The sequence below is a fragment of the Kitasatospora sp. NPDC097605 genome, assembly GCF_040302725.1.
GTDB lineage: Bacteria > Actinomycetota > Actinomycetes > Streptomycetales > Streptomycetaceae > Kitasatospora.
The window spans coordinates 1-19,357 of record NZ_JBEOSF010000026.1 but is presented as its reverse complement, the minus strand read 5'-3'; the positions used below and the strand labels follow the sequence as shown (position 1 = coordinate 19,357).

At 74.2% G+C, this 19,357-nt stretch carries 16 protein-coding genes and 1 pseudogene; 7 read left to right on the top strand and 10 right to left on the bottom strand.

Annotation, left to right across the window (positions count from 1 at the left end; genetic code table 11):
- Window positions 1-34 precede the first annotated feature (34 nt).
- Window positions 35-1,516, top strand: coding sequence for a DUF6519 domain-containing protein (locus ABTX81_RS26125; protein WP_350549965.1), 1,482 nt, complete (start codon window positions 35-37; stop codon window positions 1,514-1,516).
- Window positions 1,517-1,657: 141 nt separating this feature from the next.
- Here ABTX81_RS26125 and ABTX81_RS26120 read toward each other — a convergent pair.
- The 6 genes and pseudogenes from ABTX81_RS26120 to ABTX81_RS26095 form a co-directional block, all read right to left on the bottom strand.
- A pseudogene (locus ABTX81_RS26120) lies at window positions 1,658-1,807 on the bottom strand (sulfatase-like hydrolase/transferase); the annotation flags it as partial.
- A 21-nt stretch (window positions 1,808-1,828) separates the two neighbouring features.
- Window positions 1,829-3,217, bottom strand: coding sequence for an MFS transporter (locus ABTX81_RS26115; RefSeq protein WP_350549963.1), 1,389 nt, complete (start codon window positions 3,215-3,217; stop codon window positions 1,829-1,831).
- 25 nt (window positions 3,218-3,242) lie between these two features.
- Window positions 3,243-4,817 (bottom strand): sulfatase family protein, encoded by a 1,575-nt coding sequence (locus ABTX81_RS26110; protein ID WP_350549961.1) that lies wholly within the window; start codon window positions 4,815-4,817, stop codon window positions 3,243-3,245.
- Window positions 4,818-5,053: 236 nt separating this feature from the next.
- Window positions 5,054-5,620, bottom strand: coding sequence for a PadR family transcriptional regulator (locus ABTX81_RS26105; RefSeq protein ID WP_350549958.1), 567 nt, complete (start codon window positions 5,618-5,620; stop codon window positions 5,054-5,056).
- A gap of 131 nt (window positions 5,621-5,751) precedes the next feature.
- Complete coding sequence (locus ABTX81_RS26100) at window positions 5,752-6,717, bottom strand: formylglycine-generating enzyme family protein (RefSeq protein ID WP_350549955.1); 966 nt, start codon at window positions 6,715-6,717, stop codon at window positions 5,752-5,754.
- Between the two features lie 99 nt (window positions 6,718-6,816).
- Complete coding sequence (locus ABTX81_RS26095; protein WP_350549952.1) at window positions 6,817-8,679, bottom strand: peroxidase family protein; 1,863 nt, start codon at window positions 8,677-8,679, stop codon at window positions 6,817-6,819.
- Between the two features lie 195 nt (window positions 8,680-8,874).
- Between ABTX81_RS26095 and ABTX81_RS26090 the strand changes: the two genes are divergently transcribed.
- Window positions 8,875-10,065 (top strand): CapA family protein, encoded by a 1,191-nt coding sequence (locus tag ABTX81_RS26090; RefSeq protein ID WP_350549949.1) that lies wholly within the window; start codon window positions 8,875-8,877, stop codon window positions 10,063-10,065.
- Between the two features lie 76 nt (window positions 10,066-10,141).
- Here the strand turns inward: ABTX81_RS26090 and ABTX81_RS26085 are convergent, their stop codons facing one another.
- A complete protein-coding gene (locus tag ABTX81_RS26085; protein ID WP_350549947.1) occupies window positions 10,142-10,489 on the bottom strand; it encodes a hypothetical protein in 348 nt (115 codons plus the stop codon).
- Window positions 10,490-10,705: 216 nt separating this feature from the next.
- On the opposite strand from ABTX81_RS26085, the gene ABTX81_RS26080 reads away from it, so the two are divergent.
- Both ABTX81_RS26080 and ABTX81_RS26075 read left to right on the top strand, forming a co-directional pair.
- Window positions 10,706-11,575: a universal stress protein gene (locus ABTX81_RS26080; RefSeq protein ID WP_350549945.1), complete on the top strand. Its 870-nt coding sequence runs from the start codon at window positions 10,706-10,708 to the stop codon at window positions 11,573-11,575.
- Window positions 11,576-11,642: 67 nt separating this feature from the next.
- The gene (locus ABTX81_RS26075; RefSeq protein ID WP_350549942.1) at window positions 11,643-12,410 is read left to right on the top strand and encodes an SDR family NAD(P)-dependent oxidoreductase; all 768 of its coding nucleotides are present in this window, start codon (window positions 11,643-11,645) and stop codon (window positions 12,408-12,410) included.
- A gap of 25 nt (window positions 12,411-12,435) precedes the next feature.
- Here the strand turns inward: ABTX81_RS26075 and ABTX81_RS26070 are convergent, their stop codons facing one another.
- Both ABTX81_RS26070 and ABTX81_RS26065 read right to left on the bottom strand, forming a co-directional pair.
- Window positions 12,436-13,221, bottom strand: a complete 786-nt coding sequence (locus ABTX81_RS26070; protein WP_350549939.1) for an SDR family NAD(P)-dependent oxidoreductase — start codon at window positions 13,219-13,221, stop codon at window positions 12,436-12,438.
- Between the two features lie 68 nt (window positions 13,222-13,289).
- A complete protein-coding gene (locus ABTX81_RS26065; protein WP_350549936.1) occupies window positions 13,290-13,955 on the bottom strand; it encodes an FMN-dependent NADH-azoreductase in 666 nt (221 codons plus the stop codon).
- Window positions 13,956-14,053: 98 nt separating this feature from the next.
- Between ABTX81_RS26065 and ABTX81_RS26060 the strand changes: the two genes are divergently transcribed.
- The 3 genes from ABTX81_RS26060 (at window position 14,054) to ABTX81_RS26050 (ending at window position 17,505) form a co-directional block, all read left to right on the top strand.
- Window positions 14,054-14,566 (top strand): MarR family winged helix-turn-helix transcriptional regulator, encoded by a 513-nt coding sequence (locus ABTX81_RS26060; protein WP_350549934.1) that lies wholly within the window; start codon window positions 14,054-14,056, stop codon window positions 14,564-14,566.
- Window positions 14,567-14,848: 282 nt separating this feature from the next.
- The gene (locus ABTX81_RS26055) at window positions 14,849-16,822 is read left to right on the top strand and encodes a glycoside hydrolase family 5 protein (protein ID WP_350549932.1); all 1,974 of its coding nucleotides are present in this window, start codon (window positions 14,849-14,851) and stop codon (window positions 16,820-16,822) included.
- Between the two features lie 275 nt (window positions 16,823-17,097).
- The gene (locus ABTX81_RS26050) at window positions 17,098-17,505 is read left to right on the top strand and encodes a hypothetical protein (protein ID WP_350549929.1); all 408 of its coding nucleotides are present in this window, start codon (window positions 17,098-17,100) and stop codon (window positions 17,503-17,505) included.
- Between the two features lie 83 nt (window positions 17,506-17,588).
- Here the strand turns inward: ABTX81_RS26050 and ABTX81_RS26045 are convergent, their stop codons facing one another.
- Window positions 17,589-18,932, bottom strand: a complete 1,344-nt coding sequence (locus tag ABTX81_RS26045) for an MFS transporter (RefSeq protein WP_350549926.1) — start codon at window positions 18,930-18,932, stop codon at window positions 17,589-17,591.
- Between the last annotated feature and the right edge of the window lie 425 nt (window positions 18,933-19,357).

Here is a 19,357-nt window from a genome sequence, read left to right as displayed (position 1 = left end):
CCGCCCCCCGCGATCCGCTTGTGAGAGGAACACCGTGCACGCAGACTTCTCGCGCCTGACCTTCCGGCCCGGCAAGCACTACTCCGCGGTGCTGACCCAGCAGGGCCGGGTCCAGCTCGACGCCGACGCCAACGAGCAGGCCGCGATCGAGCGGTACCAGCTGCGCACGCTCGCCGCCGACCTGATCGGCCGCCACGGCGGACCGGCCGCAGCGGCCGGGTTCGCGATCGGCCATCTGCCGGGCAACCACGACGTGGACGACCTCGCCATCGGCGCCGGCCGGTACTACGTGGACGGCGTCCTGTGCGAGGCCCAGCGGCCCGAACCCGGTGACGCCGTGCCCGACGACGGCGTCCCGACCGGCGTCCCGACCGGCGCCGGTGATGCCGGTCGGGACGGCGACGGCGACGCCCCGCGGACGCCCGCCGGCTGGACGTACTGGGACCAGCCGGACGCCTACCGGGACCAGGAGCGCCCCGAGGACCGGCTGCCCGGCGCGTTCCCGTTCCTGGTCTACCTGAAGGTCTGGGAGCGCAGCGTCACCGCGGTCGAGGACCCGGAGATCCGCGAGGCCGCGCTCGGTGCGGCGATGCCCGACACGGCCGCCCGGGCCAAGGTCGTCTGGCAGGTACTCGCCCTGCCCGGCGCGGAGTTGAACGTACCCGACGGCGGGATCTCCCGGGTCCGGGAGGCGTTCGAGGCGTGGGCCGAACCCCGCGAGCGGCCGACCGGGCGGCTGGCCGCGCGCGCCCGGCGGCCGGAGCGGGCGAGCGAGGACCCGTGCCTCGCCCACCCCGAGGCCGCCTACCGGGGCCCGGAGAACCAGCTGTACCGGGTGGAGGTGCACCGGGGCGGCTCGGCCGAGGGCGGCGCCACCTTCAAGTGGTCCCGGGAGAACGGCTCGGTCGTGCTCCCGGTCCTCTCGGTCGAGGGCGTCTGGGTCGACCTCACCAGCCTGGGCGACGACGACAAGCTCGGCCTGTCGGTGGGCGACTGGGTCGAGGTCGCGGACAGCGCGTACCTCAGCCGGGCCGAGCCCGCGGACCTGCTCCAGGTGGAGGAGACCGACCTGCCGGGCCGCCGGGTGCGGCTGTCCGCCGAACCGGGGCCGCAGACCGGGCGGTCGCCCGAGCTCCATCCCTTCCTGCGCCGCTGGGACCACCGGGCGCCCCGGGGCCGGGACGCCCTGCCGATGGCCGGCGGCGCCCTGCGGCTGCGCGAGGGGGCCTGGCTCGACCTGGAGGACGGCGTGCAGGTGTACTTCCGGCCGTGCGGCGCGTACACCCGGGGCGACCACTGGCTGGTCCCGGCCCGGACCGCCACCGGGTCGGTGGAGTGGCCGCGGAACACGGCCGGCGAGGCCCTGCTGCGGGCACCGGACGGGATCCAGCTGCACCACGCGCCGCTGGCCTGGGTCACCGGCCCGGGCGCGGTCGTCGACCTCCGGCAGACCTTCGCCCCGCTGACGGCCCGTACCCCGGCCACCCCGGCCACCGCGGCGCCGCCGACCGCCTGAGGCGGCCGCCGGTGCCGTCCCGCCGGCGGCACCGGGCCGGGCGCGGCGTCCCCGCCGCCTTCGCGGGCCCGCTCCGGTGGGGTGACCCGGAGCAGCACGGAGGACGGTGAGCACGGACGCCCGGCTCGGCGAGCACACCGGGTGCTGGACGTACGCCTGGGTGAAGGCGGTGCCCCGGGCCGCGAGGGCGTCCAGGTGCGGCGTGCTGACGTACGGGTCGCCGAACGCGCCGACGGCGTCGGCCCGCAGCTGGTCGGGCGTGCAGACCACGGAGTCGGGACGGTGCGTCATGTGCGGTTCCTGGTTCTGCGATCAGTCGGGGAGCGGGACCGGCCGGTCGGATTCGCCGGCGCGGCGGTCCAGGTCGGCCTGGACGGCGGCGACGTCCCGGGCGTAGGTGCGGTACAGCGGTGTGGCGAGCAGTCCGTTGACGAGGAGGACCACGACCACCACCCAGAGGAAGGCGTCCTGCAGCCCGACGGTGTCGCCGAGGAAGCCGATCAGCAGGGTGATCACGGCCCAGCCGACCCCTTCGAGGCCGAGGAAGACGGCGAAGGCCGCGCCGCGCAGCTCCGGCGGCGTGATGGCCATGACGACCGGCCGGTTGACCGACGGCTGGACGCCCTGCAGGACGCCCAGCAGCGAGAACAGGACGGCGTAGACCCCGAGCTGGGTCCAGGCGATCTGGGTGGCGACGTAGGCGACGACGGCGTACCCGAGGAGGGCGATCTGCAGCACGGCGATCCGGCCGGACCGGGGGAAGCGGCGCTGCACGTGGTCCGCGGTCAGCCCGCCGCCGAGGGTGCCGAGCAGGTAGGAGAGCGCCGCGGGGAAGATCACCAGCGAGGCCTGCGCGTTGCTGAAGCCGCGGGCGTCGACCAGGAACACCACACCGAAGGCGACCATCACGAACTGGGCGCTGAGCAGGCGCTGCAGGCACATCAGCGGGAAGCTGCGGATGGCGGCCAGCCGGCGCAGGCTCGCCCGGTCGAAGGCGCGGCCGCGCGGCGCGGCGGGACCGGTCTTCAGCGCGGCCAGCTGGTGCTCCGCCCCGCCGACGCCCGGGTCCTCGAAGAACAGCAGGATGGCGATGCCGGAGAGCAGCTGCATGGCGCCGAGCAGGAAGAAGCCGTAGCGCCAGCCGTCGCCGAACCGGGACAGCTGGCCGAACAGCGGGCCGAGGACGGCGGTGAACACGGCGATGGAGCCGAAGAGGACACCGGCCGCCCGGCCGCGGGTCCGGTCGTCGAAGAGGTCGGCGAGGATGCCGTTGACCAGCGGCCCGCTGCCGGAGATGCCGATCGCGGCGATGCCGAACAGCACCACCAGCTGCAGATAGCTCTGGGCGAACCCGGTGGCGATGGTCCACACGCCCCACAGGCCGGAACAGCCGGCCAGGATGTACTTGCGGGAGTAGCGCTGCGCGAGGCTCACCCACATCGGGGCGAAGACCACCCCGGTGATCTTCCCCAGGGCGACCAGCAGGCTGAGGGCCGACAGCGGCAGATTGAGGGCGGAGCGCATCGCGGGGAACAGCACCGACACGGCGCTGTGCTCGCCGCCGTCGGTCCCCATGGCGGCGCTGAGCAGGCCAAGTTGGCGCCAGCGGCCACGGCTGCCCTTTCCGGCGGGGGCGGGGGCGGAGGCGGGGGCGGACGGGGCGGCGGCCGCGGCGGGCGGCGGCGGGAATTCGGCGGTCATGTGGACTCCCTTGGCGTGGCGCGCGTCAGTTGGGCCGGACGGACCGCTGGTCACGGGTCTGCAGCAGGGCCGCCCAGCGGGCGGCGATCTCGGCGACGCGCGGGCGGTCGGGGGCGTGCCAGGAGACCGGCACGTTCAGGGAGGTGAGGCGGGCTTCGAGGTCCTCGGCGAGGTGCTCGCGGCCGGTGTCCCGCAGGTGCCGGGCGTACCGGACGGGGTCGTTGTAGTACGTCGGCCCGGTCTGCAGGGTCGCCTGCATCGGGTCGGGCAGGCAGCCGGGGCGGCCGGCGTACTCGTTCCACCACTCGGCGAGGTGGGAGCGCATGACCGCGGCGAGTTCCGGCTCGTCGGCGAGCAGGTCGCGGGTCAGGTGGGGGTCCTCGGTGACGTGGAAGAGCTGCTCCCACTCGGCCCGGAAGGCCCCGGGGTGGTAGGTGCGGATGTAGAGGTGGTCGCGGGTGCGCACCGCGCGCTGGTAGGTGTGGGCACCGTGGCCGAGGACCAGGTAGGGGCGGGACTCGATGGTCTCGCCGCGCACCGCGGGGGCGAAGGAGGTGCCCTGCCAGCCGGCCGGGGCGGGCAGGCCGAGCAGGTCGCAGAGGGTGGGGGCGAGGTCGATGTTGTAGAGCAGCGCGTCGTTGCGCCGCGCCTCGGCGGGCAGCCGGTCGGTGACGCCGGGCCAGTGGACGACCAGCGGGAGCCGGTGGGTCGGTTCGTTGGCCAGGCCGTGCTCGGCGTAGGAGCCCTGCTCGCCGAAGGACTCGCCGTGGTCCGCGCTGACGATCACGGCGGTCTCGTCGGCTATGCCCAACTCCTCCAGGGTGGCCATGAGTTGGCCGAAGTAGTGGTCCCAGTAGTGGACCGCGCCGTCGTAGCCGTTGATCAGGTGCTCGAAATCGGCGCGGGAGCGGACGGCGTCGGGCATGTTGTGCGGGACCGGGGAGGTGCCGTCGCCGGTCAGCGAGTAGTGCAGGTCGAGGGCGCTGCGCGGACCGTAGACCTCGGCGTGGGCGGCGATGGTCTCCTCGTCGGGCCACTCCTGCACCGGGCCGGAGGCGGCCATCTTCTCGGTCCACTCGGCGGGCTGGGTGTAGTTGGTGTGCGGGTCCCAGTAGGTGAGGTGCAGGTACCAGTTCTCGTCGTCCGCGTGCCGGCGGATCCAGTCGGTGGCGGCGCGGTTGACGTCCTGGGCTTCCTCGTCGCCGTAGCGGGCGGTGGCGCGGATGGACTCGCGGAAGTTGGCGTGGAAGAAGTAGGCGCGGTGGCGCTCGGCGAACACCGAGACGGCGGCGGTGTAGTGGCCGCCGAAGCCGAGCACCTGGCCGAGCAGGGGGCGGTCGGGTTCGGGGCCGTGGCCGGAGTCGAGCCGGAACTGGGCGGCGGGTCCGAAGTGGCCGATCACGCCGTTGGTGATGCCGAACTGACTGCTCGTCAGGGCCGTGCGCGAGGGCAGGCAGGGTGAGTCGGAGCAGTAGTAGCGCTCGAAGGTGACCGACTTCTCGGCGAGGGCCTGGAGGTGGGGGGTGGTGGGGCGGTGGTAGCCGTAGGGGGTGGTGTGGTCGGCGCGCAGGGTGTCCACGTCGACATAGATGATGCGCATGGGGGGACTCCGGGGAGAGGAGCGGGCAGGGGTCCGCACCGGTGCGGCCGGCGAGGGGGGTGCCGGACGACCGGGGGCCGCGGAGGGGCGTGGGGGTGGCCGCGCGGTGCAGGCGGCGAAGGGGGGACCGAGGGAGGGGCGGCCGAGGGAGGGTGGGTCGGCCGAGGGGGTGGCCGCGAGGGGTACGGCGACCGGGTGGGGAGGGTGACCGCGCCGGGGGCGCGGCGGGCCGCGGTTCAGCGGCCGAGCCGTGCCTCCAGGCGGGCCTTGGTGAGCTGCAGCCAGGCGATGTGGGAGGCACCGAAGGCGTAGCCGTGCTCATGGGCCATGGTGTGGACCTCGCGGGCCCAGGCGGCGTCGAGTTCGGGGATCTGCGGGTCGTAGGCGTCGGGCAGCGGCATGGCGCCCGTCTCCGCGTGCTGCTCGATCCGGTACTCCAGCTCGGCGGTGACCACCTCCAGGGCGGTCTCGGGGCCGAGCTGGCCCGCGAAGAAGAAGCGCAGGGTGAAGTCGGGGTCCTTGGCGCGCGCGGACGGGACGAAGGGGGAACGCGCCCACTCCAGGAGGGCCTCGCGGCCCTCCCCGGTCAGCCGGTACACCTTGGCGTCCGGCCGGCCCTCGCGCGGATCGACCTCGAAGTCCACCCAGCCGCGCTCCACCAGCTTGGCCAGCCGGCGGTAGATGTGCGGGAGTTGGACCCCGTAGCCGATGAAGCGGCCCGGCCCCTCCATCCAGCGGCGCAGATCGTAGCCGGACAGACGGCGCAGGGTCAGCGCCCCGAGGATCACATAGTCGAGCTGCATGTGCGGCACCTATGTTCTGAGGAACTTATGCCCCACAGGTTTACCCGCCGGTAGCCGGATGTCAAGACTCCGGATCGAGACCCCGGCCCGGGTCTCCGCCCCGGACCGCTCAGGTCTCCGCCGAGGACCGCTCAGGCGTCGGCCGCGCAGCGGAAGCCGGCGTGCCCGCTGGAGCTGTCCGGGCTGTTGGCGGTGCGGGCGGCCACCCGGTAGCGGTTGCAGTAGGAGCGGTGGCACATGTGGGAGCCGCCCCGGATCACCTTCTCGGTGCCGGTGGCGGGCCCGGTGGGGTCGACCAGCGGGCGGCCGGCCGGGTGGTCGGTGGTCCACCAGTCGGCGCACCACTCCCAGACGTTGCCGGACACGTTGTACAGCCCGAAGCCGTTGGGCTCGAAGGCGTCGGCGGGGGCGGTGCCGCGGAAGCCGTCGGCGGCGGTGTTGCGGGCCGGGAAGGTGCCGCGCCAGATGTTGCAGCGGTACTCCCCCGCCGGGTCCAGCTCGTCGCCCCACGGGTAGCGCGCCTGCTCCAGGCCGCCGCGCGCCGCGTACTCCCACTCCGCCTCGGTGGGCAGCCGCTTGCCGGCCCAGGCCGCGTACGCCGCCGCGTCGTTCCAGGACATGTGCACCACCGGGTGGTCCCCGCGCTCCCCGACGCCGCTGCCCGGGCCCTCCGGCCGGTTCCACGCGGCGCCCTCGACGCCGCACCACCAGGGGGTGCGCCCGGGGCGCGGGGCACCGCGGCGCAGCCGGGCGGGCAGGAAGGAGGCGAAGACGTAGGACCAGCCGATGCGCTCCGCCTCGGTGCGGTACCCGGTGTCGGCGACGAACGCGGCGAACCGGTCGTTGGTGACCGCGCGGGTGTCGATGCGGAACGGCTTCAGCCGCACCGGGCGCACCGGGCCCTCCCCGTCGCCGGGGAACCCCTCCGCGTCCTCGGTGCCCATCAGGAACTCGCCGCCGGGCAGCAGCACCGTGCCGTCGTCGCCCCCGGCGGCCGCCGAACGGCGCGGCGACGGCACGGACGGGAGCGCGGACGGCGTCACCGCGCCCCCTCCGGACGGCATGCAGCAGCGGGCGGGCGCGGTGGGCTCGGTCATGCTCGGGTCCTCTTCGGGTCGGCCTGGGCCTGTCGCCCCCGGCACTTATGTTCTAACGTACATATCCCGATGACCCGGGCCAAGGGAGGCCGAGGCCCGTCACCGCGTCGTCGTGGCGGCGGTGTGCCACGGGACGAAGGCGTTGCCCAGTCCGGCGAGGGCCGTGCGCAGCTCCGGGTGGTGCCGCAGCAGCACGGTGACCATGGTGTTGTCGTCGATCCAGGCCAGGCCGGCCCTGGAGTACACCTCGGGGGTGTAGTACGCGGTGAAGAAGCGGTCGCTGTTCAGCCGCCGGGACGCCATCAGGACGAAGATGCGGAACGCCGTGTCACTGAAGGCGAATCCGGCGGGCAGCTTCTCCGCGTACATGCCGACCGTCAGGTCGACCTTCTCGATGTCGCCCTCGTAGAGCCGCTCGATCTCCTCGGCCCACTCCGGGTTGCCGGTCAGCTGCTGGAAGCTCTGCGCGGGCTCCAGGCGCAGCAGCCGGCGGAACTCGTTGTAGCGGGGCACCCCGAGTTCCCGGCTGCGCAGGATGTCGGTGGCGGCGAGGTCCTGCAGGTTGCCGTCCGGGCGCTGGTACTCCTGGAGGAAGCGCGGGAAGTTGTGCAGGGTGACCAGGCCCGGCGGCAGGGTGCCGAAGCTGTACAGCAGGTCGGCGGTGCCGACGGTGCCCAGGACCTTCAGCGCCTCGGGCCCGGCGAGGTCGCGGAAGGTGCAGTGCCGCAGGGTGGCGTCGTCGGCGGCGGAGCGCAGGTGCCAGTCGTCGCGGACGAGCGGGTGCATCCGGTAGACGGCCACGAACTCCTCGGTCAGGGCGTACGGGACGCCGTAGTGGTCGGTCGGGCCGCCGGGGATGCCGCTGAGGACCTCGCTCCCGCTGATCCGGCCGAAGAGGCGGTGGACCCGCTCCCCCGCGACGCCCCACCAGTTGGCCCGCAGCGCCTCGACGGTGGTGGGGTGGCTGATCACGGCCGGCGTCCACTCCACGGTGTGGATCTTGGCGAGCAGGGCGGCGTTGACGAGTCTGGCCCGCTGGAACAGCTCCTCGTCGTCCCAGGAGGGGTAGGCGCCGTGCAGGTGGTCGCAGATCGCGTTGTGCTCGTGGGCGAACAGGTCCTGCATCATGGCCAGGCCCAGCCAGAAGCCGGGGACCCGGGAGGGGTCGCGGGCCGGGTCCGCGGAGAGCGGGCCGCGCCCGTTGTCCCACACGTGCAGCCGGCCCAGCTCCCCGGTGCGCAGCAGGCGCTGCTCCGCCTCGCCGCTCCCGTAGATCTGGGAGGCGTCCCACCAGTGGGAGGAGACGTTGACGCGGGTGTCGGGGGTGCCGGCGGGCGCGGCGGGGTCCCGGGTCGGGTCGTCCGGGGTCCGCATGATCCGCATCGGGCGGTCGGGCCACGGGTCGTCGTCCAGCAGCGGCACCTCCCAGGGGCGCTCCGTGGGGCTCGTCCCGTGGCTGAACCAGTCGCGGATCATGAACTGCAGCCAGGCGGCGACCAGGGAGTTGACCGACTCGGCCGCGATCAGCTCACGGCGGGTGAGCAGGGCGCGGCTGACCTCGCGGGGGTTGGGCGCGGACAGGACCGCCTCGGGGCCGGCCGGGGCGATCCGGTCCAGCGGGATGTTGCGGCCGAAGCGGGTGCCCGCCATGCCCATCCCGGGGTCCGCGAGGTCGTTGTGGCTGCCGTCGGCGGTGCGGTTGACCCGGTCGCGCGCGGACGCGGGCGCGGGGGTGGGCGGATCGACGGAGGGCAGCTGCCCGGTGTCGTAGAGGTTCCGCTGCCGCAGTCTGACCCGCAGTCCGAGCAGGGTCACCAGCCCCGGTACGACCGGCAGCCTGTCCCAGCCGACGCGCCGGTCGACGTACTCGGCCGCGCCGGTGACGATCCGCCACGGGAGCGACGTTCGGTAGCCGCCGGTCCGGGGCGGCACGGGGCGGCGGGCGTTGCGGGGCGTAGCCATGGCAACTCTCCGAAGGGGCGATGACGTGCGGTGATGATCCGCTGGAAGCCCCCGGTTCCCACGATATGGGGGCCCCGGGCCACCCGCGCGCCGGACACCCGGGTGACCTCAGCGCGTGGTGCCGCTGTCGGGGCCGCCTGGGCGTCGCATAGTCGGAGTGCCGGTGACACCTTCCGATCATGAGACGAGCCGACCATGCGCCTGCCCCGCCGACCGGCCGTCGCGGCGGCCCTCCCGCTGCTGCTCGCCGCCGCCGGCTGCGGCTCCCCCGCCGTCCCGCCGCCCGTGGCCGGCCCGAGCCCGAGCCCCGCCGTCAGCGCCGCCGCCGCCCCGAGCGGGCCGCGGGCCTTCACCCTGGTCGCCACCGGCGATGTGCTGCCGCACACCGAGATCATCCGGCAGGCCAACGAGGACGCCGGCGGCAACGGCTACGACTTCAGCCGGATGTTCGCCGGTGTCAAGCCGCTGATCAGCGGCGCGGACCTGGCCATCTGCCACATGGAGACGGTCTACGGCGCCGACGGCGGCCCGTTCACCGGCTACCCGGCGTTCAAGTCGCCGCCGCAGGTCGCCCGCGCGCTCAAGGACGCGGGGTACACCGCCTGCGACACCGCCTCCAACCACACCCTCGACGACGGCCCGGCCGGCGTCCGGCGCACCCTCGACGCCATGGACGCCGTGGGCCTGGCACACACCGGCTCCGCCCGCGACGAGAGCGAGGCGGGGCGGCCGGCCCTGCTCCGGGCCGGCGGCGCCACCGTGGCGCACCTCGCCTACACCTACGGCACCAACGGCATCCCGCTGCCGGCGGACCGCCCCTGGGCGGTGAACCTGATCGACCGGGACCGGATCCTCGCCGACGCCCGCGCCGCCCGGGCGAGCGGGGCGGACGTGGTCGCGGTGAGCCTGCACTGGGGCACCGAGTGGCAGGACGCCCCGAACGAGCAGCAGCTCACCCTGGCCCGCGAACTGGCCGCCGGGCAGGCCGGGGGCCGCTCGGACATCGACCTGATCCTCGGCACCCACGCCCACATCCCGCAGGCCTACGAGAAGATCGGCGACACCTGGACGGTGTACGGCCTCGGCGACCAGCTCGCCGGGCACATGTTCACCTACGACGGCGCCGAGGACCCGCGCGGCAACTGGAGCTCGATCGCCCGGTTCACCTTCGCCCCGCCCGGCGCGCCGGGGCAGCGCTGGACCGTCGCCGAGGCCGAGTTCATCCCCCAGGTGACCGACCTCGGCCCGCCCTACCGCGTCCTCGACCTGAGGGAGGCCGCTGGCCGCGACCCCTCCCGCGCCGACTACGCCCGGGCCCTGGAGCACATCCGCACGGTGGTGCTCAGCCGCGGCGCCGCCTCGGCCGGCCTGACCATGGCACCGTAGCCAGCTCCCCCGGATCACGCCGGCCGGGCCCCGCACGACGTCGCGCCGTGCGGGGCCCGGCCGGGACGGGCCGGGGTCAGCTGTCCGTGCTGAGCCGGACCTCGGCCTTCTTCGCCCCCGGGAACTCGAAGCTGAACTGCTCCCGCTCGCCCGACCCGCACGCCTTGGCGGCCTTCGCCTCCCCCTTCTCGGGGGTGATCCGCACATTGGCGCAGCCGTCGAACACGCTGATGTCCTCGACCCAGCCGTACACCTTGAGCTTGCCGCCGCTGCAGCTCAGGGTCCACTGGGCCTCCGCCCCCGAGATCTTCGGCGAGGAGGACGAGGGGCACGTCGCCGCGCTCGCCGTCGGGGCCACCCCCAGGGTGAGTCCCGCCGCGACGACGACGCTCGACAGGGCACTGATGAGGATCCTTCGGGTCATGAGGATGGGACCGCCTTCCGCACGGGGACACCGACAGGACGACGGTAGGGGCCGCGCCCGGGCCGGGGGTGTCCGAACGATCCGAAACCACCCACAGAGGTGACGTCGTCGCGCGCGGCCCGTGGTCGCCCCCAGCGCTCGCGCTCCGCGCCCTGCGGTGCGCAGCATGGTGGGGAGGGCCCGTGGGGACGCGGGTGCCGGGAGCGGAGGCGGACCGTGGCAGCTGACCGGATCATCACCGGCTTCGACGGTTCGGCGCCCGGCCGGGCCGCCGCGCACTGGGCCGCGCGCGAGGCCGTCCGGGAGGGGCTGCCGCTCGACGTGCTGCGGGCCGGGTCGCGGGAGCCGCGCCGGGGGCGGGAGGAGCCCGCGGCCGAGGCCGAGGCCGACGGTCTGCGGGCCCGCTTCCCCGGCTTGGAGGTGCGGGTCGTCCACGCGCCGGAGGACCCGGTCGTCGCGCTGGCGGCGGCCTCCGAACGGGCCGCGCTGCTGGTCCTCGGCTCCCGCGGCCTCGGCTCGCTGCGGGGTTTCCTGACCGGCTCGGTGAGCCAGCGGGTGCTCGGCGCGGCCCACTGCCCGGTGGTGCTGGTGCGGGCCCGCGCCGGCACCCGGTCGGAGGAACCGGCGCGCGAGCCGGTGCGGGAGCCGGTGCGGGAGCCACGCGGCGTGACCGCGGGCCTGGACCTCGCGCACCCCTGCGACCCGGTGCTCGACTTCGCCTTCCGGACCACCGCCCGGCGCCGCGAACCGCTCACCGTGGTGCACGCCTGGGGGCCGCCGGCCGGCACCGAGTACCTGCACTTCGGCTCCATCGGCGGCCAGGAGAAGCAGCAGGCCGCCGACGCGCGGCGGGCGCTGGACGAGGCGCTCGCCCCCTGGCGGGAGCACCACCCGGAGGTCCCGGTGTCCACCGAGGTGCTGATGGGCCACGCCGGGATCACCCTGGTCGACGCGGCCGCCGGAACCGGTCTGCTGGTCATCGGGGCCCGGCGCCATCGCAACCCGGTGGGCGCCCATCTGGGTCCGGTGGCCCACGCGGTCATCCACCACGCGCCCTGCCCGCTCGCCGTCGTCCCGCTGCACTGACTCACCGACTGCCCCGGCCGTCCCCGCGCCGTTTCCAGAACCGGGCCCGGGAACTACGCTGACGCCCATGCCCGAGCAGCCCTGTCGAAGGTTCCAGGACCGCGTCGCGCTGGTGACCGGGGCCGCCTCCGGGATCGGCGCGGCGACCATGCGCCGGCTGGCCGCCGAGGGCGCCGCGGTGGTCGGCGTCGACCTCGCCGACACCGCCGGCCGGGCCGTGGCCGAGGAGATCACCCGCGCCGGCGGCCGCGCCGAGTACCGGCACGGGGACGTCGCCTCCCCGGCGATGTGGCAGGAGCTCGCCGAGCACGTCCGCCGGCACTACGGACGGCTGGACCTGCTGCACAGCAACGCCTACGCCGTGGTCGTGAAGCCGGCGCACCAACTGAGCGAGGCGGAGTGGGACGGCCAGCTCGACGTCACCCTCAAGGCGTCCTGGCTGGCGGTCCGGGCGTTCGCGGACCAGCTGACCGACAGCGCCGGCGCCCTGGTGCTCACCTCCTCCGTGCATGCCCTGGTCGGGCTCCCGGGCCATCCCGCGTACGCCGCGGCGAAGGGCGCCCTGTGCGCGCTGGGCCGTCAACTCGCCGTCGAGTACGGCCCCCGGCTCCGGGTGAACACCGTGCTCCCCGGCCCGATCATGACGGCGGCCTGGGACCGCGTGGACGAGGCCGGACGGGCCGAGAGCGTGGCCGGCACCGCCGCCAAACGCTTCGGCACACCCGAGGAGGTGGCCGCCGCCGTCGCCTTCCTCGGCTCGTCCGACGCGTCCTACGTGACCGGCGCGACCCTGGTGGTGGACGGCGGCTGGTCCGTCGTCAAGGCCTCCAGCTGAGCGGCGCCCCGGGCCGGACCCGCGGTCAGGGGCCGACGTGCGGGGCGCGGGCGGCCGAGGAGCCGTCACGGACCACCTCGCCCGTGAGGTTGCCGTTGGCACCCGAGCCGAGGAACAGCACCAGCCTGGCGACGTCGTCCGCGTCGGAGAGGCGACGGGTCGGCGTGCCGGCGGCGAGCCGGTCGGCGATGGCCTCGGGGACCGGGCGGCTGTCGGTCAGCGTGAAGCCGGGGGCCACCACGTTGACCAGGATGCCGTCCCGGCCCGCCTCCCAGGCGAGGCTGCGGGCCAGCCCGTGGAGGCCGGACTTGGACGTGCCGTAGGGGCCGGGGCCGGGCACGCCCTCCTCGGCGACGCTGGAGGAGATCAGCACGATCCGGCCCCAGCCGCGCGAGCGCATGCCCGGCAGGACGGCGCGCACCTGGGCGGCGGCGCCGATCAGGTTGGCGCTGACCATGGCCTGCCACTCCTCGAGCGGGACGTCCTCGAAGCGGACGCTCGGGTCGGGCGGGCCGTCGCCGCCCCAGCGCACGGCGTTGGCGACGAGGACGTCGATCCCGCCCCAGTGCGCGACGACTGCGGTGACGGCCTCCTCGACGGTCTCCAGGTCCTCCAGGTCGAGCCGGACCGCGAGCGCCCGGCCTCCCGCGCCCTCGATCCCGGAGGCGACCCTCTCGGCCTTCTCCGGGTTGTCGCGGTAGGTGATGGCGACCCGGGCGCCCTCCTGCGCGTACGCCCGGGCGGTCGCGGCGCCGATGCCGGTCGAGGCGCCGGTGACCAGGACCACGCGGTCCTTGAGTGCGGTGTCCATCGTGCGGGGTGTCCTCTCGTGCGGAAGTGCGTGACGGCGTCTGACGGGACGTACGGTCGGAGCCGGCCTCAGGCGGCCGGGGCCTCCGCGGGGACGCGGGCGGCCAGTTCCTTGACCTGCTCCAGCGCGGCGGCCCGGCCCGCCTCGTAGGTGTCCTTGAACTGCGCGAGGAACGGCATGACCGTGGCGTGGGTCAGCTCGGTGTGCACGAACTCCACGTCCTCCACCCCGAGCACCGTGAAGTAGCCGCGCAGGAGGGGCTCCTGGAAGTCGAAGCCCTCCCGGGGCATGCCGGGGCCGTAGGCGCCGCCGCGGGCGCTGAGGATCACGGCGGACTTGCCGGCCAGCGGCAGCCAGGGCAGCGTCACCCGGTCCATCCAGGTCTTGAGGGACCCGGGGACGGTGAAGTTGTACATGGGCGTGCCGATGACCAGCACGTCCGCCTCGATGAGCTGCACAATCAGCGGACGGGTCTCGGCCCAGGCCTCCTCCAGCCCGTGCTCGGCGACCAGCGCGTCCATGCTTGCGAGGTCCTTGATCCCGTTCATCCCCGACAGCGTCATCAGCGTCGCGCGGGCCTCGTCGATGGGCTTCACCGGCTCCGCGACCAGGTCGCGGTAGGTGTACGCGCCATCGGGGTTGGCGGCCTTCCAGTGCTCGACGAAGACGCTTCCGAGCTCCCGGGAGAACGACGTGCTCCGGACACTGGCGTCGAGGTGCAGCAGCTTCCGCATGGCAATCCCTTCCAGTCAAGACGATCTGAAGACTCGATCAGCGTAGTCAAAGATAATCTCAAGTCAAGACGATATTGGTCCTTTGCTATTCTGTCGCCATGGCCCACACCTCTTCCCCCGACGACCAGGCGTCGGACAGCCGGCTCCACAGCGACCTGCACTGGCTCTTCGCCCGTCTCAAGCAGGGGCTCGCCACCGCGGAGGCATCGGCCGTACGCGAGCACGGGCTCTCCCTCTGGGGCTACACGGTGCTGATGGCGATCGTCGACGCACCCACCCGGAGCCAACTCGCCCTCGCCCACGCCGTCTCCGTCGACAAGAGCAAGCTCGTCCTCGTCCTCGACGAACTGGAAGCGGCCGAGCTGGTCCGGCGCCGGCCGGACCCGGCCGACCGGCGGGCCCGGATCGTCGAGGCGACCGACGCCGGCCGGCGCGTCCTCGACGCCGCGCGCGAGGACGTCCGGACGATCGAGGAGGGCCTGCTCGCGGACCTGGACCCCACGGCCGCCGGGACCCTGCGCTCCGTCCTCGGCCGGCTCGCCGGCGCACCGGTCGCCCGCGTCGAGAACGGGCAGGAGTACGACAACGCCTGCGCCCCGGAGCGGCCCTGACGGCCGCACCGGGCCCGCTCATCGAGGCCGTTCTCCGGCAGGACGCGGGACGCCCCCGGGAGGTCGCGGCCGGTGAGGGCCGAGAGCTCCCGGGGGCGTCCGGGGGCGGTGCTGCCGACCAGGTCGTAGGAGGAGAGCGCGAGGCCAGGGGCGGCGGTGGCCGGTGCCGACGCCGCTCCTGACCGAGATTTCACGGCCCCGGAACGGCCTTTCCCCTGTGGTTGACGCTTCATGAGACGTACTGTCAGCAGTCCCTGCCCCGCTCGGACTTCTGGAGACGCCGTGAAGCCCACCAGTCCAGCCCGCCCGCCGCGGATACGCCGCCGGCTCCTCGTGGCCGCCGTCGCCGCGGCCTCCCTGCTGGCCGGAGCGGCGGCCACCGCCCCGGCCACCGCTCTGCCCACCGCCCTGCCCACCGCACCGCCCGCGGCCGCCACGCCGGTGCTGGACGGCCCCGGCCTCGCCGCCTCGTGGACCGGCCCGCTGAGCACCCGGGGCCGCTACGTCGTCGACGCGAACGGCGACCGGTTCAAGCTGAAAGCCGGCAACTGGGCGGGCGCCCAGGGGACTTGGGAGGGCAGCGGCTCGACCACCGACCCGGCGAACAACCAGGCCCGCCAGGTCTCGTACAACATCCCGCTCGGCCTGGACCGGGTGCCGATCGCCCGGATCCTGACGGACCTCCACGGACTGGGCCTGAACAGCGTCCGGCTCCCGTTCGCCAACGCGCTGATCCACGACACCGCGCCGGTGCCGGACGCCGCCGTCACCGCCAACCCCCAGCTGAAGGGCAGGACACCGCTCCAGGTGTTCGACGCGGTGGTGGCCGCGCTGACCGCCGACGGCTTCGCGGTGATCCTCAACAACCACACCACCGGCTACCGGTTCTGCTGCGGCCTGGACGGCAACGAGCGCTGGAACAGCGGCCAGACGACCCAGCAGTGGGTGGACGACTGGCTGTTCATGGTGAACCGCTACCGGGCGGACAAGCGCGTCGTCGGCGCCGATCTGCGCAACGAGATCCGCCGGGACGTCTGGGACGACCCCAACTGGGGCCTGGGCGACGGCCATGACGCGTACGCCGCCTTCGAGGAGGCCGGCAACCGGATCCTGCGGGCCGACCCGGACCTGCTGGTCGTCATGGAGGGGATCAACTGGTACGGCATCCCCGCCGCCGGACTCCCCCACGGCCGGCCGCTGCTCACCCCCGTCGCCACCCTGTCGAACACGCTGGTCCGCTCCGACAAGCTGGTCTACGCCGCGCACTTCTACGCCTACACCGGCCCGGCCAACACCGGTGCGGCGAGCGGTCCCGGCTCCACGAGCGACCCCCGCTACCAGGACTTCACGCCCGAGCAGCTCGCCCGGGTGGTCGACCAGCAGGCGCTCTTCGTCACCCGGTCCGGCCAGCACTTCACCGCGCCGGTGTGGATCAGCGAGTTCGGCGCCGCCGGACGCGGATCCACCAACGGCAAGGAGCAGACCTGGTTCGGCCGCTTCACCGACATCCTGGCCGCCAACGACACCGACTTCGCCGTCTGGCCGCTGATCGGCTGGCAGAGCGGGGGCGTCCCGAACGACGACTGGGCGCTGCTCTCCTACGACACCGCCGGCCGGCGGCTCGGCCTGACCGACCCGGGCGACTGGCGCGCCGCCGACTGGAGCAAGCTGGTCGACGCGCCCTCGTACACCGGCCGGGTCGCGGCGGTGGACCGCTGGAACATGCTCGACCTCGACCACGGCGACCAGAACGTCTCCACCCGCATGCTGGCGCTGCCCGACTGGAGCAGCGGCAACCGCAAGGGCAACTGCCCCGACGGCCAGCGCCTCGCCGGCCTCGGCCGCGGTGACAGCCGGGGCCTGTGCACCGACGCGGGCCGGCCCGCCACCGGCGGCGGCGCCTGGGTGACCGTCACCGACCAGCGCTACGTCACCGGGGGCGACTGGGCCTCCGGCTACGACAAGCTCCAGTGCCCCGACCACACCTTCGCCGTCGGCTACAGCGTTCGTGACAACGCCATGTCCGCCCTGCTCTGCGCGCCGTCCGCCACCCCGCTGCCGACCACCGGCCGCACCGTGTGGTTCGACCACGGCGACAACCGCCCGGCCACCGGCGGCTCCACCCACAGCGACTGGGCACCGGGCCACTACAAGGGCCAGTGCGCCGACGGCGAGTACCTCGCGGGTGTCGCCGACACCTGGAAGTGGCTGCACTACGGCGTCCCGGACGCCCTGCTCTGCCGCCCGCTGAACTGACCCCGCGACGGGCCGGAAAGGCCGGCGAATCACCGGGAAAAGTCCCCGGGAATTCCCGGGGACTTTCCCTGGACGGAATAGCCGGAAGACATTATCCGCAGCCGGTCGACAGGAGATGTACACGGCGTACACGCGGCGCCGGGCCCATGAATCCACGCCATTTCGCCGCGCCGTTTCGGACGTCCGACCCTTCTCCGCCCGCTCCGTTCGGCCGCGTACAGCACGATGGGGGCGCGGGAATCCCCGCGCCCCCATTCCGACTGGAGCAGACCGCCATGCGTTCGTCCGTTCGTACCAAGTTCACCCGTTTCCTGGCCGTTCCCGCCTTCGCCGCGGCGGGCGTGGTCCTCGCGACCGCGCCCGCCCACGCCGGCCCCGTCTCGATCGCCGCCAAGGGCGCCACGGTCGCGGACGCCGGCCGCACGCTGAACGTCACCGTGGCCTTCCAGTGCAGCGCGTCCTCGCCCACGGCCAACATCATCGTCACGGCCACCCAGCCCGCCGCGTCGGGCAAGCAGACGATCCAGGTGAACTGCGGCGGCTCGCAGCGGACCGCGACCGTTCCGGTGACCACCGCGCCGGCCGGCCAGGCGTGGGACAGGGCCGCGGTGGACCTCTCGCTCTACATCGTCGACGAGCACATCGACCGCTACCGGACCACGGCCCGGGTCGTCGCCCAGTGACCGACGGCCGCTGAGAGCCGCCGACCGGCGGGGCGTCCCGGTGTGCCGTGAGCAGCACCCACCGGGACGCCCCGCCAGGACCCTCAGGAGGCCCGGCGGCGGACGGCGACGACCGCCGCGCCCAGCAGGCAGGCGACGGCGGCGGTGACATAGGCGAGGTGGTAGCCGGCGAGCTGGTCGTCGCGGGTCGCCGCGACCAGGACCATCACCGCCACCCCGGCGCTGGCGCCGATCTGCTGGGTCACCACGTTCACCGCGCCGGCGACGGCGTGCCGCTCCGGCGGGACGCCGGTGAGCCCGGCGGAGGTCATCGAGGGGAAGTTCAGGCCCTGGCCGATGCCGCTGAGCACCAGGCCGGGCAGGACGTGCTGGAGGTAGCCGCCGTCGTGCGGGGTGCCCAGCCACAGGCCGGTGCCGACCCCGATCAGCACCAGGCCGACCGCCATCAGGGTGCGCGGGGCGTAGCGGGCCAGCAGGCGGCCGGTGGCGAAGTTGGCGGTGAGGAAGACGGCCGCGGACATCGGCACTAGGGCCAGGCCGGACTCGAACGGCGAGTAGTCCAGCATCCCCTGGAGGTACAGCGGGGCGAAGAACAGCATCCCGACCGACGCCATGTACTGGAGGAACGCCGCCAGGCTCGCGGCCCGCACCGAGGCGAGCCGGAAGAGGCCGAGCGGCAGCACCGGGTCGGCGGTGCCGCGCTCACGCACCACGAAGAGCACCAGGCAGAGGGCCGCGGCGCCGAGCAGGATCCACGCCGACACACCGTCACCGCTCACGCCGACCACGAGCAGGGTGAGTCCGAGGGTGCCGGTGATCGCGCCGGGCAGGTCCAGCCGGCCACGGTGCCCGGTGCCGTCGGGCAGTGCGGCACGGGTCGCGGCCAGCACGGCGACGCCCAGCAGGACCGAGAACCACAGCACCGAGCGCCAGCCGAGGAACTGGGTCAGCACACCGCCCAGCATCACCCCGCCGCTGAAACTCGCGGCGCCGACCGCCGCGTAGACACTGAAGGCCCGGTTGCGCGCCGGACCGGCCGGGAAGGTCTCGGTGAGCAGGGCCAGCGCGGCCGGCCCCGACAGGGCGGCGCCGACGCCCTGCACGGCGCGCGCGCCCAGCAGCACCGCGACGCCCGGGGCCACCGCCCCGACCAGCGCGGCCACGGTGAACAGCGCGACGCCGGCCTCGAACACCCGCCGCCGGCCGAGCACATCGGCCAGCCGGCCGCCCACCAGCAGGAAGCCGGCGAAGGTGACGGCGTAGGCGGTCATCACCCACTGGAGCGTGCTGTCGTCCAGGTCGAAGCGCGTTCCGACCGACGGGAGGGCGGCGTTGAGCACTCCGAGACCGCTCACGTCCAGGGCGAGCGCACCGGCCAGGACACCGAGTGCCAGTCCAGGGCGGCGCACCGGGGAGCGTTCGGACAAACCATCCCCGACATGGGCTGACGTGATTTCAGATTTCTCAACTGCCATGCCGGTCAGCTTGCATGGACCGATCATCTGGTGTCCACCCCACCCTCGTGCCTATGATGCCGGAGCGCCCCCTTCAGCAAGCCATGCTCCTGTCATGTGCCAGCGGTGACGACAGGATGCCGGGCACCGCTGACCTGGGGCAGCGCCCTCCCCGAACCGCCATGCGTCCCGACTCCGGCCGGACAGGCCCGGGTCGATTCAGCCCCGTGTGCTCCGCCGGTCAGTCCCATGTGCTCCGCCGGTCGACGGTCCGACCATGCTCCCCCCTTGCCATGCGCACAGGTCCACCCGCTCCCCGGCCACCGGTGTGGCCGGCCGGGGGGGGGGGGGCCCGGGGGGGGGGGCGGCCGGGGGGGGGGGGGGCGCGGGGGCCCGGG

What these genes read in the sequence shown, in the direction of transcription:
- ABTX81_RS26100 (WP_350549955.1), bottom strand. Translation starts at nt 6,717, where the DNA reads ATGACCGAGCCCACCGCGCCCGCCCGCTGCTGCATGCCGTCCGGAGGG.
- ABTX81_RS26110 (WP_350549961.1), bottom strand. Translation starts at nt 4,817, where the DNA reads ATGCGCATCATCTATGTCGACGTGGACACCCTGCGCGCCGACCACACC.
- ABTX81_RS26085 (WP_350549947.1), bottom strand. Translation starts at nt 10,489, where the DNA reads ATGACCCGAAGGATCCTCATCAGTGCCCTGTCGAGCGTCGTCGTCGCG.
- ABTX81_RS26090 (WP_350549949.1), top strand. Translation starts at nt 8,875, where the DNA reads ATGCGCCTGCCCCGCCGACCGGCCGTCGCGGCGGCCCTCCCGCTGCTG.
- ABTX81_RS26065 (WP_350549936.1), bottom strand. Translation starts at nt 13,955, where the DNA reads ATGCGGAAGCTGCTGCACCTCGACGCCAGTGTCCGGAGCACGTCGTTC.
- ABTX81_RS26070 (WP_350549939.1), bottom strand. Translation starts at nt 13,221, where the DNA reads ATGGACACCGCACTCAAGGACCGCGTGGTCCTGGTCACCGGCGCCTCG.
- ABTX81_RS26115 (WP_350549963.1), bottom strand. Translation starts at nt 3,217, where the DNA reads ATGACCGCCGAATTCCCGCCGCCGCCCGCCGCGGCCGCCGCCCCGTCC.
- ABTX81_RS26075 (WP_350549942.1), top strand. Translation starts at nt 11,643, where the DNA reads ATGCCCGAGCAGCCCTGTCGAAGGTTCCAGGACCGCGTCGCGCTGGTG.
- ABTX81_RS26050 (WP_350549929.1), top strand. Translation starts at nt 17,098, where the DNA reads ATGCGTTCGTCCGTTCGTACCAAGTTCACCCGTTTCCTGGCCGTTCCC.
- ABTX81_RS26060 (WP_350549934.1), top strand. Translation starts at nt 14,054, where the DNA reads ATGGCCCACACCTCTTCCCCCGACGACCAGGCGTCGGACAGCCGGCTC.
- ABTX81_RS26105 (WP_350549958.1), bottom strand. Translation starts at nt 5,620, where the DNA reads ATGCAGCTCGACTATGTGATCCTCGGGGCGCTGACCCTGCGCCGTCTG.
- ABTX81_RS26095 (WP_350549952.1), bottom strand. Translation starts at nt 8,679, where the DNA reads ATGGCTACGCCCCGCAACGCCCGCCGCCCCGTGCCGCCCCGGACCGGC.